At 58.4% G+C, this 17,011-nt stretch carries 15 protein-coding genes; 12 read left to right on the top strand and 3 right to left on the bottom strand.

Annotated elements, in window-relative coordinates:
- Positions 1–205: 205 nt before the first annotated feature.
- Positions 206–973: a GntR family transcriptional regulator gene (locus JFU11_RS20820; RefSeq protein ID WP_201061980.1), complete on the top strand. Its 768-nt coding sequence runs from the start codon at positions 206–208 to the stop codon at positions 971–973.
- A 146-nt stretch (positions 974–1,119) separates the two neighbouring features.
- On the opposite strand, the gene smpB is transcribed toward JFU11_RS20820, so the two are convergent.
- On the bottom strand, positions 1,120–1,602 hold the full coding sequence (gene smpB / locus JFU11_RS20815) for an SsrA-binding protein SmpB (RefSeq protein WP_007900551.1): 483 nt from the start codon (positions 1,600–1,602) through the stop codon (positions 1,120–1,122).
- A 118-nt stretch (positions 1,603–1,720) separates the two neighbouring features.
- Between smpB and JFU11_RS20810 the strand changes: the two genes are divergently transcribed.
- Genes JFU11_RS20810 through JFU11_RS20800 form a run of 3 tightly spaced genes read left to right on the top strand, consistent with a single transcriptional unit; the run spans position 1,721 to position 3,873 of the window.
- Positions 1,721–3,124, top strand: a complete 1,404-nt coding sequence (locus tag JFU11_RS20810) for a sodium-dependent transporter (RefSeq protein ID WP_123721317.1) — start codon at positions 1,721–1,723, stop codon at positions 3,122–3,124.
- A gap of 7 nt (positions 3,125–3,131) precedes the next feature.
- A complete protein-coding gene (locus tag JFU11_RS20805; protein ID WP_030128093.1) occupies positions 3,132–3,566 on the top strand; it encodes a type II toxin-antitoxin system RatA family toxin in 435 nt (144 codons plus the stop codon).
- Entirely contained in the window at positions 3,559–3,873 is a 315-nt protein-coding gene (locus JFU11_RS20800) for an RnfH family protein (protein WP_201087461.1), read from the top strand. The genes JFU11_RS20805 and JFU11_RS20800 overlap by 8 nt, the downstream gene beginning before the upstream one ends.
- Positions 3,874–3,934: 61 nt before the next feature.
- On the opposite strand, the gene JFU11_RS20795 is transcribed toward JFU11_RS20800, so the two are convergent.
- Positions 3,935–4,462, bottom strand: coding sequence for an outer membrane protein assembly factor BamE (locus JFU11_RS20795; protein ID WP_052965679.1), 528 nt, complete (start codon positions 4,460–4,462; stop codon positions 3,935–3,937).
- Between the two features lie 97 nt (positions 4,463–4,559).
- Here JFU11_RS20795 and fur point away from each other — a divergent pair, with 97 nt between their 5' ends.
- Positions 4,560–4,964, top strand: coding sequence for a ferric iron uptake transcriptional regulator (gene fur / locus JFU11_RS20790; RefSeq protein WP_003197684.1), 405 nt, complete (start codon positions 4,560–4,562; stop codon positions 4,962–4,964).
- A gap of 75 nt (positions 4,965–5,039) precedes the next feature.
- Here fur and recN read toward each other — a convergent pair whose 3' ends face one another.
- Entirely contained in the window at positions 5,040–6,713 is a 1,674-nt protein-coding gene (gene recN / locus JFU11_RS20785; protein ID WP_201061978.1) for a DNA repair protein RecN, read from the bottom strand.
- Between the two features lie 241 nt (positions 6,714–6,954).
- Here recN and grpE point away from each other — a divergent pair, with 241 nt between their 5' ends.
- The 7 genes from grpE (at position 6,955) to greA (ending at position 16,986) form a co-directional block, all read left to right on the top strand.
- Complete coding sequence (gene grpE, locus JFU11_RS20780) at positions 6,955–7,521, top strand: nucleotide exchange factor GrpE (RefSeq protein WP_007900531.1); 567 nt, start codon at positions 6,955–6,957, stop codon at positions 7,519–7,521.
- A 102-nt stretch (positions 7,522–7,623) separates the two neighbouring features.
- The gene (dnaK, locus tag JFU11_RS20775) at positions 7,624–9,540 is read left to right on the top strand and encodes a molecular chaperone DnaK (protein ID WP_030128089.1); all 1,917 of its coding nucleotides are present in this window, start codon (positions 7,624–7,626) and stop codon (positions 9,538–9,540) included.
- 297 nt (positions 9,541–9,837) lie between these two features.
- The gene (gene dnaJ, locus JFU11_RS20770; protein ID WP_008067198.1) at positions 9,838–10,962 is read left to right on the top strand and encodes a molecular chaperone DnaJ; all 1,125 of its coding nucleotides are present in this window, start codon (positions 9,838–9,840) and stop codon (positions 10,960–10,962) included.
- Positions 10,963–10,971: 9 nt separating this feature from the next.
- Complete coding sequence (dapB, locus tag JFU11_RS20765; RefSeq protein ID WP_201061977.1) at positions 10,972–11,778, top strand: 4-hydroxy-tetrahydrodipicolinate reductase; 807 nt, start codon at positions 10,972–10,974, stop codon at positions 11,776–11,778.
- A 259-nt stretch (positions 11,779–12,037) separates the two neighbouring features.
- Positions 12,038–13,174 (top strand): glutamine-hydrolyzing carbamoyl-phosphate synthase small subunit, encoded by a 1,137-nt coding sequence (carA, locus tag JFU11_RS20760; protein WP_008005476.1) that lies wholly within the window; start codon positions 12,038–12,040, stop codon positions 13,172–13,174.
- Between the two features lie 117 nt (positions 13,175–13,291).
- Complete coding sequence (gene carB / locus JFU11_RS20755; RefSeq protein ID WP_038978902.1) at positions 13,292–16,513, top strand: carbamoyl-phosphate synthase large subunit; 3,222 nt, start codon at positions 13,292–13,294, stop codon at positions 16,511–16,513.
- Positions 16,510–16,986 (top strand): transcription elongation factor GreA, encoded by a 477-nt coding sequence (gene greA / locus JFU11_RS20750; protein ID WP_123721315.1) that lies wholly within the window; start codon positions 16,510–16,512, stop codon positions 16,984–16,986. Before carB ends, greA begins: the two co-directional genes overlap by 4 nt.
- Positions 16,987–17,011: the final 25 nt, after the last annotated feature.

Raw genomic sequence — 17,011 nt, 5'->3', positions numbered from 1 at the left:
GTAATACCAATTTACAATCGCTGTTGGCTAGGGTAAAAGCCTTGTATGCGGTGTGTCAATTTGCCGCCCTAAAACTTTTGTCGAATGAGCGGTGCAGAACGCATCTGATCTGTTCGATCTAGCGTCGTCTGGTAGGTGCTGGCGCAGCGCCGATAGGCCAGAATAGAGAGCCCGGCGAGCCGCCGGGATCGTGGAGAATTGAGTGATGGGGTTTGATCAGATTCGGCAGCGCCGTTTGTCTGACGATATTGTCGAGCAGCTCGAAGGGATGATTCTCGAGGGCACATTGAAGGCCGGCGAGCGCCTGCCGGCAGAGCGTGCGTTGGCCGAGCAGTTCGGTGTGTCACGTCCTTCGTTGCGCGAAGCGATTCAGAAACTGGCAGCCAAAGGGTTGCTGGTGAGCCGTCAGGGTGGCGGTAACTACGTGGTGGAATCCCTGGGCTCGACGTTCAGCGATCCGCTGTTGCATCTGCTGGAAAGCAACCCCGAGGCCCAGCGCGATTTGCTCGAGTTTCGTCATACGCTGGAAGCATCCTGTGCTTACTACGCGGCATTGCGCGCCACTGACGTGGATCGCGAGCGGCTGACGGCGGCGTTCGACGAGTTGCAAGACTGCTATTCGCGCCATGACGAAGTGGGTCGGGCGGAAGAGGGCGCGGCGGATGCGAAATTTCATTTGGCGATCGCCGAGGCCAGTCATAACGCGGTGTTGCTGCACACCATTCGCGGACTGTTCGACCTGCTCAAGCGCAACGTGGTGACCAACATCGGCGGCATGTACAAACAGCGCGCTGAAACCCGCGACATGTTGATCGCGCAGCACAGAGAATTGTATCTGGCGATTATCGAAGGCCGGGCAGAGCAGGCGCGGGAGGTTTCCAGTCGGCACATTTTGTATGTGCAGCAAGTGCTGGAAGAGGTGCGTCAGGAAGTGCAGCGCGTGGCTCGGGCGGAGCGGCGCAAGGGGATGTAATCAGTTCACTGTGGTGAGGGAGCTTGCTCCCGTTGGGGCGCGAAGCGGCCCCCAGGCCAGCACCGTTAAGCAGATCGTTTACGACTGCTTCGCAGCCGAGCGGGAGCAAGCTCCCTCGCCACAAAAGCCGCGATCAGGGTGGAAAATTAATCTTCCTTACCCTTGTTTCGCACCGCACGCTGCAACTCACGACCGGCGTCGCGTTCGCGTTCGGTATCACGCTTGTCGTATTCCTTCTTGCCCTTGCCCAGAGCGATCTCGCACTTGACCATGTGCTTGCTCCAGTACCAGGAAAGGCATACGCAGGCGTAACCTTTTTGCTGCACGGCAGCGGCCAGCTTTTCCAGCTCGCGCCGGTTGAGCAGCAATTTCCGGGTGCGGGTCGGATCAGCGATGACGTGAGTGCTGGCAGTCATCAGCGGCGTAATGTGGCTGCCGAGCAACCAGGCTTCGCCATCCTTGAGCAGCACGTAACTGTCAACCAGTTGTAGCTTGCTTGCCCGCAAACTTTTTACTTCCCAGCCGGCCAGGACCAGACCAGCCTCGAACTTATGCTCGATGAAGTAATCGTGTCGCGCCTTTTTGTTCTGCGCGATGGTCCCTGTTGGGTGTTTCTTCTGTTTAGCCATAGGGGCGGCATTATAGGGAGTTGCAAGCGAGTCGGCTACGGTATCGCTACGTGCTTGAGCAGGTTGATTGAATCCCGGACAATGCGGCCTCTTTTTTGAACGCTTGGGCGTGATAACGATGTCGACAGACAAGGTTTCTGTCCACGGCAGTTGGGCTAGCCGCTGGGTCTTCATACTCGCCGCGACCGGTTCGGCCGTGGGGCTGGGTAGTATCTGGAAATTCCCTTACATGGTCGGCGTCTACGGTGGCGGAGCCTTCGTGCTGATGTTCCTCGCCTGTATCGCGCTGATCGGTATGCCCGTCATGTTGGCCGAAACCCTGATCGGCCGCCGCGCGCGGCAGAGCCCGGCCAATGCCTTGAAGGTTCTGGCGCTGGAAGCGGGGCATTCGGCGAAATGGTCCTGGGGCGCATTTGCCGGGATGATCACGGCGCTGCTGATTCTGTCTTTCTATAGTGTGGTCGGCGGCTGGTCGCTGGATTACATCATCGACATGGGTCGTGGCGACTTCCAGGGTGTAACGCCTGATCAGGTCGGGGCTTATTTCGGCAATGTGATCGCCGACCCATGGCGCCTGACACTTTGGCATACGATTTTTATGCTCCTCTCCGCCGTGGTGATCGCCAAAGGCGTAGTCGCGGGTCTGGAGCGCAGCCTGCGGATCATGATGCCATTGCTGTTCGTGATGATGCTGGTGCTGCTGGGTTACAGCATGACCACCGGCCACTTCATGGAAGGCGTGCATTTCATGTTCGACTTCCACCCGGACAAGGTACTGGATGGCTTGCTGCCGGCAATGGGGCATGCGTTCTTCTCCCTGAGCGTGGGCGTCGGCTCGATCATGATCTACGGCGCCTACATGCCGAAGAACTCGTCGATCTCCGGAACCATCGTTGGCGTGGCGCTGCTCGATACCTTCGTTTCGCTGTTGGCCGGTCTGGCATTGTTTCCGATTGTGTTCGCTGCCGGCCTGAACCCGAGCGAAGGTCCTGGCCTGATGTTCGTCAGCCTGCCATTTGCCTTTGGCAACGTAGCGTTCGGCCAGTTGATGGGCGTAGTGTTCTTCGTGCTGGTGGCAATTGCGGCCTGGAGTTCGGCGATTTCCCTGCTCGAGCCGATGGTGGCTTACTTGGTTGAGCGCACGAAGATCAGTCGCGCCTGGGTCACCTTCTGGTTGGCATTCATCTGCTGGTTCGTCGGTCTGGGCACCGTGTTTTCCTTCAATATCTGGAAGGAAGCCAAGTTTTTCGTGAACGAAGGCGGGATGTTCCACCTCTATCAATGGGGAGCTGCCGGTGGTCTGGACTTCTTTGGTGTGATCGATTTCTTCACCTCGCGGATCATGTTGCCACTCGGTGGTTTGTGTTTCGTGGTGTTTGCGGGCTGGGTGATGGGGCGTGAAGCGGTGCGCGACGAATTGTCGATCCGCCGTCCGGTGCTGTTCGCCCTGTCCCTGTTCTTGATGCGCTATGTGGCGCCCATCGGCATTCTTGTAGTGTTTGCCGCCCAGCTGTGGAAGTAACGCTGACATGACGACACACATTCAACGTTCGGCCCTGCTGCCGTATCCGGCCCAAGCGCTTTATGACTTGGTCAACGACGTGGCCCGCTATCCGGAATTCCTGCCGTGGTGCTCGTCGGCGGAAGTCCTGGAAAGCACTCCTGAGCTTATGCGTGCCAGTGTCGGCGTGGCCAAGGGTGGCCTGAGTCAGCACTTCGTGACGCGTAACACCCTGGTGCCAGGGCGTTCGATCGAGATGAACCTCGAGGAAGGTCCGTTCAGCCAGTTGCACGGCGTCTGGGTATTCAAGCCGTTGGGCGAGAAGGCCTGCAAGATCAGTCTGGACTTGTCGTTCGACTACTCGGGACCGCTGGTGCGTGCGACGTTGGGGCCTTTGTTCAATCAGGCGGCGAATACGCTGATGGACGCGTTTTGCCAGCGTGCGAAACAGATGCATGGTTGAGGCAATGATCAAGGTCGAAGTGGTGTATGCCGCTGTTGATCGTCAGGTACTGCTGACCGTAACAGTGCCGGTGGGCGCAACGGTGCGAGATGCGTTGCTCAAATCCGGCCTGAACAGCGAATTCCCTGAGCTGGATCTAACCAGTTGTCCGGTTGGGATCTTTGGCAAAGTGATCGCTGAGCCGGCCAATCGTCCGGTTCAGGCAGGGGGTCGCCTCGAGATTTACCGGCCGCTGCTCGCCGACCCGAAAGAAGTTCGCCGGTTGCGCGCCGCTAAGGCGGCCGAGGCCAAAGCCCGGAATCAGTGATCCGGTTAAACGCCAGACGATAAAAAACCCGGACATGCCGGGTTTTTTATTGCGTCGCAAATTATTGCGGCGAGGTTTCCAGCGGTTCTGGCGTCGGGATTGGAACAGTTTCGACGTTGTCCACGTCCTTCTGGATCTGGTCCAGCAACGAACCTGGCTTGACCGGTTTTTCTGGCTTCGGCTTCTCGGCGTTTTCTGCAGGCGTGGTCACGGTAGTGCCACTGTCCTTGCCGAGAATGGCTTCGTCGCGGCTCACGCCCGGCATGAAATCGCCAGAGAGGCTGACAAGTTGGTCATTTGGGTTGAAGATAACGCTAATGCGTTCCTGTTGGCGTTCACCGCCACCCGGTTGCAGGCTGTAGAGATAATCCCAGCGATCGGCATGGAACGTGTCGGTCAGCAGAGGGTTACCCATGATAAACCGTACTTGCCGGCGGGTCATTCCCGGGCGTAACTGGTCTATCATGTCCTGCGTGACGACATTGCCCTGCTGGATGTCGATTTTGTAAACCCCGGGGAATGAACAACCGGCGAGTGCGAGCAGTCCCACAAAGGTGAAACTGGTTAGCAAGAGCTTGGTGTTTTGCATCGGTGGGCGACTTCCACTATCTTGGCTGGGACAACGTAAACGCCGATCATACCCGCATTAAGAGAAGCTGCGAAGCAGCATCGCGAGAAAGCTGACCATGGTTGAAAATAGCGAACTACGCAAAGCCGGCCTCAAAGTGACCCTTCCACGGGTCAAAATTCTGCAAATGCTCGATTCCGCCGAGCAACGCCACATGAGTGCCGAGGATGTCTACAAGGCGCTGATGGAGGCTGGTGAGGACGTCGGTCTGGCCACGGTTTACCGTGTTCTGACCCAGTTCGAGGCAGCTGGCCTTGTGGTGCGGCACAACTTCGACGGAGGCCATGCGGTCTTCGAGCTGGACGACGGCAAGCATCACGACCATATGGTCAACGTCGAAACCAGTGAAGTGATCGAATTCTTCGACGAAGAAATCGAGCGGCTGCAGAAAGCAATCGTCGACAAGTATGGCTTCGAGATGGTTGATCACAATCTTGTGCTGTACGTACGCAAGAAAAAGTAAGCATGTCGCGCGAACTTCAGGTTCGCGAAACGAACGAAGGCGACCTCAGGGTCGCCTTCGTGCTTTCTGCCGTTCTTAAATTTTCGCGGTAACGACCATCTTTTTCGCGTGAGCCAGTGATTCCTTGGTGAGGTCGATGCCACCCAGCATCCGTGCCACTTCTTCGACACGATCGGTCTTGCTCAGTTTGGAGACGGCTGTATGCGTGGCGTCTTCACCGCGGACCTTGTGTACAAATAGATGTTGATGCCCTTGCGCCGCCACTTGCGGCAAGTGAGTCACGGTTAGAACCTGCCCACGCTCCCCGAGGCGTCGCAGCAGCTGGCCGACAGTCTCGGCGGTCGGGCCGCCGATACCCACGTCCACTTCGTCGAACACCAGGGTTGGCACGCGCGAGGTCTGTGCAGTGATCACCTGAATCGCCAGGCTGATACGCGACAGTTCGCCACCCGACGCCACTTTCGCCAGGGCTTTCAACGGTTGCCCCGGGTTGGCGCTCACCAGTAGCTCTACCTGTTCAAGCCCATTGGGCAGCAGTTCGTCGCTGCTGTTGGGGCGCAGTTCGATGGTGAAACGGCCGCCGGGCATGCCCAGGCGCTGGATTTCCTGTTCCACGGCACTGGCCAGGCTGCTCGAGGCTTGGTGCCGCAGATCGCTCAGATCCCGAGCCTTCTCCTGATAATGGCGGGCGTAGGAGGCCAGCTCATCGCTCAGTCGTTCGATGGATTCGTCGTTGGCATTCAGGGTTTCGATTTCATCGAGTAGCTTCTGTTGCATCTCGGCGACCTCGGTCGGCTGGATGCGATGTTTGCGCGCCAAGGTGTAGATGGCATCAAGGCGCTCTTCCAGGTATTGAAGGCGGGCCGGGTCGGCGTCGAAGTTGTCGAGAAAGCGGTTCAACTCGCCTACGGCTTCTTCAACTTGAATCTGCGCGCTGGTCAGCAGGCTGCTGGCTTCGCCCAGGGCGCCGATCGAATTGTTCACGCTCGACAGGCGGTTAAGGCTGGCGGTGAGCGCGTTCAATACATTACCGGAATCACTTTCGCTGCATTGTTCGACCACTTGCCGACAAATGCCCAACAGGGTTTCGGCGTTGGTCAGGTTCTTGTGTTCCTGTTCCAGTTGCTCCAGCTCGTTTTCGCCGAGGCCGAGGTTTTCCAGTTCTTCGAGTTGATAGCTGAGCAACTGATGACGGGCGCGCTGTTCGTCGCCGGAGTTGGAAAGGCGTTCCAGCTCCTGGCGGGTCTGGCGCCAGCGTTGGGCAGCCAGTTGCACTTGGCGAGCCAGGTCCGTGGCACCGGCGTATTCGTCGAGCAGACGGCGGTGAGTATCGGTTTTGAGCAGGGATTGGTGTTCGTGCTGGCTGTGGATATCGATCAGCAACTCGCCCAAGGCTTTCAGGTCGCCGAGGGGGCAGGGGGTGCCGTTGATATAGCCGCGGGATCGCCCTTCAGCGGTGATCACTCGACGCAGAATGCACGGGCCGTCGTTCTCGAGGTCGCGTTCGGCCAGCCAGGCGCTGGCTTCCGGGATGTCGACCAGATCGAAGGTGGCCAGGATATCGGCCTTGTCGGCGCCCGGGCGGACCACGCCGCTGTCTGCGCGATCGCCCAGGGTCAGGCCCAGGGCATCGAGCATGATCGACTTGCCGGCGCCGGTTTCCCCTGTGATCACGCTCATCCCGCGATCGAGTTCGAGATCGAGATGTTCAACGATGGCGTAGTTGTGTACGGACAGGTGCACCAGCATAAAGGCCGCTCCCAGGCTTTAGGTCTGGTTATTTATACAGTATTTTGTTTCTGGCTGACAATGCCCCCTCTTAGGTCGATTTGCTTGATTTAAGGAAATCCTTAGTGCGATGAGGAATGACAATGCAGCTGTTTTTTGTAGGGTTAATCATCAAATAGCCCTTGAAGCTGAATTTTGCGGCCCCATATACCGGGGCAGAAGCGCGAGTTGAGCTCGCGGACGATATTGGAAGGAGAAATCTATGGCTGACGAACAGACAGTGGATACGCAAAATCTAGACGCCAACCAGGGCCCCGAGGCTTCGGGTGAAGACCTGGCGGCTCGTGTACAAGTGCTCGAAGAGCAATTGGCTGGTGCGCAGGATCAGGCTTTGCGTGTAGCCGCCGATCTGCAGAACGTCCGCCGCCGTGCCGAGCAGGACGTTGAAAAGGCTCACAAATTTGCCTTGGAAAAGTTCGCTGGCGACCTGCTGCCGATCATCGACAGCCTGGAGCGCGGTCTGGAGCTATCCAACCCTGACGACGAAAACATTCGTCCGATGCGCGAAGGGATCGAGCTGACCCTGAAAATGTTCCAGGACACCCTGAAACGCTATCACCTGGAAGCGATTGATCCTGAAGGCGAACCCTTCAACGCTTCGCATCACCAGGCAATGGCCATGCAGGAAAGCGCCGACGTCGAGCCAAACAGCGTGCTCAAGGTGTTTCAGAAGGGCTACCAGCTTCACGGTCGCCTGCTGCGCCCGGCCATGGTCGTGGTCAGCAAGGCACCTGCACCGGTTTCGCCTTCGATTGACGAGCAGGCTTGAAATTAGCCGCAAGGCCCCCATTTAGAAGTCAAGCGTTTAAGTGCTACCGCAGTCAGCCACCACTACTGCGGCATCCAAATCCAAAGTTTCGGGAGAGTGAACATGGGCAAAATTATCGGTATCGACCTGGGGACTACCAACTCCTGCGTCTCCGTGCTGGAAAACGGCAAAGCCAAAGTGATTGAAAACGCTGAAGGCGCGCGTACCACGCCGTCGATCATCGCTTATGCCAACGACGGTGAAATCCTGGTTGGCCAGTCGGCCAAGCGTCAGGCAGTGACCAATCCGCATAACACCCTGTACGCGGTGAAGCGTCTGATCGGTCGTCGTTTTGACGAAGAAGTCGTACAGAAAGACATCCAGATGGTCCCTTACAAGATCGTCAAGGCTGACAACAACGACGCCTGGGTTGAAGTGAACGGCCAGAAAATGGCGCCGCCACAAATTTCGGCTGAAATTCTGAAGAAAATGAAGAAGACCGCCGAAGACTACCTCGGCGAGCCAGTGACCGAAGCGGTGATCACCGTTCCGGCCTACTTCAACGACAGCCAGCGTCAAGCCACCAAAGATGCCGGCCGCATCGCGGGCCTGGACGTTAAACGTATCATTAACGAACCAACCGCAGCCGCACTGGCCTACGGTATGGACAAGGCGAAAGGCGATCACACCGTGATCGTTTACGACCTGGGCGGCGGTACTTTCGACGTTTCCGTGATCGAAATCGCTGAAGTCGATGGCGAGCACCAGTTCGAAGTGTTGGCCACCAACGGTGACACTTTCCTGGGCGGTGAAGACTTTGACATTCGTCTGATCGACTACCTCGTTGACGAGTTCAAGAAAGAAAGCGGCATGAACCTCAAGGGTGACCCGCTGGCCATGCAGCGCCTGAAAGAAGCCGCTGAGAAAGCCAAGATCGAACTGTCCTCGAGCCAGTCGACCGACGTGAACCTGCCGTACATCACTGCAGACGCTACCGGTCCTAAGCATTTGAACGTGAAAATCTCCCGCGCCAAGCTCGAAGCGCTGGTTGAAGACCTGGTTCAGCGCACCATCGAACCTTGCCGCATCGCCATGAAAGATGCCGGTATCGAGATTGGTGCGATCAACGACGTGATCCTGGTCGGCGGTCAGACCCGTATGCCACTGGTTCAGAAGCTGGTGACCGATTTCTTCGGTAAAGAAGCACGTAAAGACGTCAACCCTGACGAAGCTGTTGCCATGGGTGCTGCTATCCAGGGCGCGGTATTGGCCGGTGACGTGAAAGACGTTCTGCTGCTCGACGTCAGCCCGCTGACCCTGGGTATCGAAACCATGGGCGGCGTGATGACCGCGCTGATCGAGAAAAACACCACGATTCCTACCAAGAAATCGCAAGTGTTCTCGACTGCCGACGACAACCAGGGCGCAGTGACCATTCACGTACTGCAAGGTGAGCGTAAGCAAGCCGCACAGAACAAGTCCCTGGGCAAGTTCGACCTGGCCGAGATTCCACCAGCACCACGTGGCGTGCCACAAATCGAAGTGACCTTCGACATCGACGCCAACGGCATCCTGCACGTCGGCGCGAAAGACAAGGCTACCGGCAAGACTCAGTCGATCGTGATCAAGGCCAACTCCGGTCTGTCCGAGGAAGAAATTCAGCAGATGGTTCGCGATGCTGAAGTGAACGCTGAAGAAGACCGCAAGTTCGAAGAGCTGGCCAGCGCCCGTAACCAAGGCGATGCCCTGGTTCACTCGACGCGCAAAATGGTCGCTGATGCTGGCGACAAAGTGAGCGCTGAAGAGAAGACTGCAATCGAAGCAGCTGTAGTTGCCCTGGAAACCGCCATCAAAGGCGACGACAAGGCCGCTATCGAAGCCAAGGTTGAAGAGCTGTCCAAGGTTTCTGCGCCAGTGGCTCAGAAAATGTACGCTGATCAGGCTCAGCCAGCTGAAGGCGCGGCGCCGAAAGACGAATCGGCTGAAAAGGCTGACGACGTTGTCGATGCCGAGTTCGAAGAAGTCAAAGACCACAAGTAAGTTGTTGGTCGCCCGGTTGACTGCCTTCAGGCGGTGACTGGTAGGATGTCGCCGCGCGGGAGCTTGCTCCCGCGTTGGCGTGTCTGGAGTAAGCGAATTTTTACAGCATGCGACAACGCTCGGATGTTGGCGGTATGACCGGAAATGCTCCTGCTTTTCGAGTCGAAAGTACCGCATCGAATCAAAGACCAGGATCGTTGAATTGACGTGAGTTGGGTCCGGGCCTGTATTGGGGCTCAACGAGTTTGGCGAGGCTCAGGAGAGGTTTGCCGAACGTCCTTAAGAGTGCAAAGACTTATGGCAAAGCGTGACTATTACGAAGTATTGGGTGTTGAGCGTGGTTCAAGCGAGGCGGACCTGAAAAAGGCCTACCGTCGCCTGGCGATGAAACACCACCCGGACCGTAATCCCGATGACAAAGCGTCGGAAGATATGTTCAAGGAGGCCAACGAGGCCTACGAAGTGCTGTCCGATTCCAGCAAGCGCGCGGCCTATGACCAATACGGTCATGCCGGTGTCGACCCGAGTATGGGTGGCGGCGGTGCCGGGTTTGGCGGTCAGAACTTCTCCGACATCTTTGGCGATGTCTTCAGTGACTTCTTCGGTGGCGGTCGCGGCGGTGCTCGTGGCGGCGCTCAGCGCGGCAGCGACCTGCGTTACACCCTGGAGCTGAACCTGGAAGAAGCGGTGCGCGGCACGACCGTGAATATCCGCGTTCCGACACTGGTCAACTGCAAGCCGTGCGATGGCTCGGGTGCCAAGAAAGGCTCCTCGCCGATCACTTGCCCGACGTGCGGCGGTATCGGTCAGGTGCGCATGCAGCAGGGTTTCTTCTCGGTGCAGCAGACCTGCCCGCGCTGCCATGGCCAGGGCAAGATCATTTCCGACCCGTGCGATTCCTGCCGCGGCGAAGGTCGTGTCGAAGAGTACAAGACCCTGTCGGTGAAAGTGCCGGCCGGTGTCGATACTGGCGACCGCATTCGTCTCTCTGGCGAAGGCGAGGCGGGTGCGCAGGGTGGCCCGACTGGCGACCTGTACGTGGTGATCAATGTGCGCGAGCACGCGATCTTCCAGCGTGACGGCAAGCACCTGTTCTGCGAAGTGCCAATCAGCTTTGTCGACGCAGCGCTGGGCGGCGAGCTGGAGATTCCGACCCTCGATGGTCGGGTCAAACTGAAGATCCCTGAAGGGACTCAGACCGGTAAGCAGTTCCGTGTTCGCGGTAAAGGCGTCGCGCCGGTTCGTGGTGGCGGTGCGGGTGACCTGATGTGTCGTGTGGCGGTCGAAACCCCGGTCAACCTGGGTCGTCGTCAGCGCGAATTGCTGGAGGAGTTGCGCAGCTCCCTGGCGGGTGACAACAGTCATTCGCCGAAAACCACCGGTTGGTTCGAAGGCGTGAAGCGCTTCTTCGGCGATTTGTAAGGAGTCGGCATGCGACGTATAGCTGTGATGGGCGCTGCCGGGCGCATGGGCAAGATTCTGGTCGAGGCGGTGCAGCAACGCGCACCGCTTACCGGTCTGACGGCAGCCATCGTGCGCCCCGGCAGCACGCTGATTGGTGTGGATGCTGGTGAGCTGGCATCGCTGGGGCGAATCGGTGTGCCGCTGTCCGGTAAGCTGGATGCGGTGGCCGATGAGTTCGATGTGTTGATCGACTTCACGCTTCCTGAAGTCATGCTGAAAAACCTGGCGTTCTGCCGTAAGGCGGGCAAGGCCATGGTGATCGGCACGACGGGATTGGACGCCGCGCAGAAACAGTTGCTGGTCGAGGCGAGCGAAGATATTGCGATTGTGTTCGCGGCGAATTTCAGTGTCGGTGTAAACCTGTCGCTGAAGCTGCTCGATATGGCGGCTCGTGTGCTGGGCGATGAGGCTGATATCGAAATCATCGAGGCCCATCATCGGCACAAAATCGATGCGCCTTCAGGCACGGCTCTGCGCATGGGCGAGGTGATCGCCAATGCGCTGGATCGTGATCTGCAGAAGGTTGCTGTTTATGGTCGTGAAGGTCACACCGGCGTGCGAGAGCGTGAAACGATCGGTTTCGCGACTGTTCGCGGTGGTGATGTGGTCGGTGATCATACGGTGCTGTTCGCCTGTGAGGGCGAGCGACTTGAGATTACTCACAAGGCATCCAGCCGCATGACCTTCGCCAAGGGCGCGGTACGTGCAGCTTTGTGGCTGGATGGTCGTGCGCCAGGCCTTTACGACATGCAAGACGTGCTCGATCTGCGGTAAGATGTGCCCGAAATCGGGTTCAAACTCAGCGTTTGGGCCCGGTTTTATTCCGCCAAGCGACGTCCTGTCGCATTCTCCGGCCTTTAGGGCTCATTGGCGGTAGACCAAAAAAGCCTTTTTCTGTAAGCTACAGCTTTAGTGTGTCCACTAAAAGCGCGCAGAATAATTCGGTGAAGAAGCGGGGTGACGTGTCCATACGTCACTCCGCTTTTTTACAACCTGCGATCGCCCTTTCAGGCTTTATTTACGGGAGGTCTTCTTGACTAAGCCAGCCATACTCGCCCTTGCTGATGGCAGCATTTTTCGCGGCGAAGCCATTGGAGCCGACGGTCAAACCGTTGGTGAGGTGGTGTTCAACACCGCAATGACCGGCTATCAGGAAATCCTTACCGATCCTTCCTACGCCCAACAGATCGTTACCCTGACGTACCCGCACATCGGCAATACCGGCACTACGCCGGAAGACGCCGAGTCCGACCGCGTCTGGTCCGCTGGCCTGGTCATCCGTGACCTGCCACTGGTTGCGAGCAACTGGCGCAACACGATGTCACTGTCCGACTACCTGAAAGCCAACAATGTGGTGGCAATCGCCGGTATCGACACTCGCCGCCTGACACGCATCCTGCGTGAGAAAGGCGCACAGAACGGCTGCATCATGGCCGGTGACAACATTTCCGAAGAAGCCGCCATCGCCGCCGCCCAGGGTTTCCCTGGCCTTAAAGGCATGGACCTGGCAAAAGTCGTCAGCACCAAAGAGAAGTATGAGTGGCGCTCGACTGTCTGGGATCTGAAAACCGACAGCCACGCGACTCTGGAAGCCTCCGAGCTGCCATATCACGTGGTGGCTTACGACTACGGCGTCAAGCTGAACATCCTGCGCATGCTGGTCGAGCGCGGTTGCCGCGTGACCGTGGTGCCTGCACAGACTCCGGCCGCCGAAGCGCTGGCACTGAAACCTGATGGCGTGTTCCTGTCCAACGGCCCGGGCGACCCTGAGCCATGCGACTACGCGATCCAGGCTATCAAGGACGTGCTGGAAACCGAGATTCCGGTGTTCGGCATCTGCCTCGGTCACCAACTGCTGGCTCTGGCCTCCGGCGCCAAGACCCTGAAAATGGGTCACGGCCACCACGGTGCCAACCACCCGGTCCAGGATCTGGACAGCGGTGTGGTGATGATCACCAGCCAGAACCACGGTTTTGCGGTAGACGAAGCGACCCTGCCAGGCAACGTTCGGGCGATCCACAAATCGCTGTTCGACGGCACCCTGCAAGGCATCGAGCGTACCGACAAGAGCGCCTTCAGCTTCCAGGGTCACCCTGAAGCCAGCCCTGGCCCGAACGACGTAGCGCCACTGTTTGATCGCTTCATCAACGAAATGGCCAAGCGACGCTAATCGCTCGCCCTGATGTAGCGAAGCCTGAGGGCGGTCCCGAAACCGGTGGCCCCCTCAAGGCTTCAGAGATTGAACAAGACGGCTTGCCGACTGACCTGCGGATTTGAGTGACAACCCATGCCAAAACGTACAGACATTAAAAGCATCCTGATTCTCGGCGCTGGCCCGATCGTGATCGGCCAGGCCTGCGAATTCGACTACTCCGGCGCCCAGGCCTGTAAAGCCCTGCGCGAAGAGGGTTACCGCGTCATCCTGGTGAACTCCAACCCGGCGACCATCATGACCGACCCGGACATGGCCGACGCCACGTACATCGAGCCGATCAAGTGGCAGACCGTTGCCAAGATCATCGAGAAAGAGCGTCCGGACGCGCTGCTGCCAACCATGGGTGGCCAGACCGCTCTGAACTGTGCACTGGACCTGGAGCGTGAAGGCGTTCTGGAGAAGTTCGGCGTAGAAATGATCGGCGCCAACGCTGACACCATCGACAAGGCCGAAGACCGTTCGCGCTTCGACAAGGCGATGAAATCCATCGGTCTGGACTGCCCGCGTTCGGGTATCGCCCACAGCATGGAAGAGGCCAACGCCGTTCTCGAACGCCTGGGCTTCCCGTGCATCATCCGCCCGTCCTTCACCATGGGCGGCACCGGTGGCGGTATCGCTTACAACCGTGAAGAATTCGAAGAAATCTGCGCCCGCGGTCTGGACCTGTCGCCGACCAAAGAGCTGCTGATCGACGAATCGCTGATCGGCTGGAAAGAGTACGAGATGGAGGTTGTCCGCGATAAGAAGGACAACTGCATCATCGTCTGCTCCATCGAAAACTTTGACCCGATGGGCGTGCACACCGGTGACTCGATCACCGTTGCTCCGGCACAAACCCTGACGGACAAGGAATACCAGATCATGCGTAACGCCTCGTTGGCGGTACTGCGTGAGATCGGCGTGGAAACCGGCGGCTCCAACGTTCAGTTCGGCATCTGCCCGGACACTGGCCGTATGGTCGTGATCGAGATGAACCCGCGTGTATCCCGCTCTTCGGCACTGGCCTCGAAAGCTACTGGTTTCCCGATTGCGCGTATCGCTGCCAAGCTGGCGATCGGCTACACCCTGGACGAACTGCAGAACGAAATCACCGGCGGCGCTACTCCTGCATCCTTCGAGCCGTCCATCGACTACGTCGTGACCAAGCTGCCACGCTTCGCCTTCGAGAAATTCCCGAAAGCCGACGCGCGCCTGACCACTCAAATGAAGTCGGTCGGTGAAGTCATGGCCATCGGCCGGACCTTCCAGGAATCCCTGCAGAAAGCCCTGCGCGGCCTGGAAGTGGGCGTTTGCGGCCTGGACGAGAAGCTCGACCTGAGCAACCCGGAAAGCATGAGCATCCTCAAGCGCGAACTGACCGTGCCGGGCGCCGAGCGTATCTGGTACGTCGCTGACGCGTTCCGCGCCGGCCTGTCGGTCGAAGATATTTTCGGCATGAACATGATCGACCCGTGGTTCCTGGTGCAGATCGAAGATCTGATCAAGGAAGAAGAGAAGGTCAAGACCCTGGGTCTGGCCAGTATCGACCACGACTTGATGTTCCGCCTCAAGCGCAAAGGTTTCTCCGATATGCGTCTGGCCAAGCTGCTGGGCGTGACCGAGAAGGCTCTGCGTCGCCACCGTCACAAGCTGGAAATCTTCCCGGTCTACAAGCGCGTTGACACCTGCGCGGCCGAGTTCGCCACCGACACCGCTTACCTCTACTCGACGTACGAGGAAGAGTGCGAAGCCGCGCCGTCGGGCCGCGACAAGATCATGATCCTCGGCGGCGGTCCAAACCGTATCGGCCAGGGCATCGAGTTCGACTATTGCTGCGTGCACGCGGCACTGGCCCTGCGCGAAGACGGTTACGAGACCATCATGGTCAACTGCAACCCGGAAACCGTTTCCACCGACTACGACACCTCCGATCGCCTGTACTTCGAACCAGTGACCCTGGAAGACGTACTGGAAATCGTCCGCGTCGAGAAGCCGAAAGGCGTGATCGTCCAGTACGGCGGCCAAACCCCGCTGAAACTGGCTCGCGCCCTGGAAGAAGCCGGCGTGCCAATCATCGGCACCAGCCCTGACGCCATCGACCGTGCCGAAGACCGTGAGCGCTTCCAGCAAATGGTCGAGCGCCTGAACCTGCGTCAGCCGCCGAACGCCACCGTGCGCAGCGAAGACGAAGCGATTCGTGCTGCGGCCAAGATCGGTTACCCGCTGGTGGTTCGTCCGTCCTACGTACTGGGCGGCCGCGCGATGGAAATCGTCTACGAAGAAGAAGAGCTCAAGCGCTACCTGCGTGATGCGGTGAAAGTGTCCAACGACAGCCCGGTGCTGCTCGATCACTTCCTCAACTGCGCTATCGAAATGGACGTAGATGCGGTCTGCGACGGCACCGACGTGGTGATCGGCGCGATCATGCAGCACATCGAGCAGGCCGGCGTTCACTCCGGTGACTCCGCGTGCTCCCTGCCGCCGTACTCGCTGCCTGCTCACATCCAGGACGAGATGCGCGAGCAGGTCAAGAAAATGGCCCTGGAACTGGGCGTTGTCGGCCTGATGAACGTTCAGTTGGCACTGCAAGGCGAAGACATCTACGTCATTGAAGTCAACCCGCGCGCTTCCCGTACCGTACCGTTCGTGTCCAAGTGCATCGGTGTTTCCCTGGCAATGATCGCGGCTCGCGTGATGGCCGGTAAAACCCTGAAAGAAATCGGCTTCACCAAAGAAATCATTCCGAACTTCTACAGCGTGAAAGAGGCGGTGTTCCCATTCGCCAAATTCCCTGGCGTGGACCCGATCCTGGGCCCAGAGATGAAGTCCACCGGTGAAGTGATGGGCGTGGGCGACACCTTCGGCGAAGCCTTTGCCAAAGCCCAGATGGGTGCCAGCGAAGTGCTGCCGACTGGCGGTACCGCGTTCATCAGCGTGCGTGACGATGACAAGCCACTGGTTGCAGGCGTGGCCCGTGATCTGATCAACTTGGGCTTCGAAGTGGTCGCCACTGCCGGTACTGCCAAGCTGATCGAAGCCGCAGGCCTGAAAGTGCGTCGTGTGAACAAGGTGACCGAGGGTCGTCCGCACGTGGTCGACATGATCAAGAATGACGAAGTCACCCTGATCATCAACACCACCGAAGGTCGCCAGTCGATCGCCGATTCCTACTCCATTCGTCGTAATGCCTTGCAGCACAAGATCTACTGCACCACTACCATTGCTGCTGGCGAAGCTATCTGCGAAGCGCTGAAGTTCGGTCCCGAGAAGACCGTGCGCCGCTTGCAGGATCTACACGCAGGATTGAAGGCATGATCAAATACCCAATGACCGTCCAGGGCGCGAAAGCCCTGGAAGAAGAGCACGCTCACCTGACCAAGGTCGTCCGTCCGAAGCTCAGCCAGGACATCGGTACGGCCCGCGAGTTGGGTGACTTGAAGGAAAACGCCGAATACCACGCTGCTCGCGAGCAGCAGGGTATGGTAGAGGCGCGGATTCGTGATATCGAAGGCCGGATTCAGAATCAGGTCATCATCGATGTCACGACCATTCCTCATACCGGCAAAGTGATTTTCGGCACCACCGTTGAAATCGCCAACGTCGAGACTGATGAAAGCGTCACTTACCACATCGTGGGTGAGGATGAGGCTGACTTCAAACTCGGCAAGATTTCGGTGGGTTCGCCACTGGCCCGCGCCTTGATTGCCAAGGAAGAGGGTGATGTGGTCGCCGTGAAAACGCCGGGTGGCGTTATCGAGTATGAGATTGTCGAAGTTCGCCACCTCTGAAAGAAGGCGCCCGCTACATGCGGGC

It is taken from the genome of Pseudomonas sp. TH37 (assembly GCF_016650735.1).
In the GTDB taxonomy this organism is placed as follows: Bacteria; Pseudomonadota; Gammaproteobacteria; order Pseudomonadales; family Pseudomonadaceae; genus Aquipseudomonas; species Aquipseudomonas farris.
Note: the sequence above shows the minus strand (reverse complement) of the source record. Positions and strands in the feature narration are given on the sequence as shown.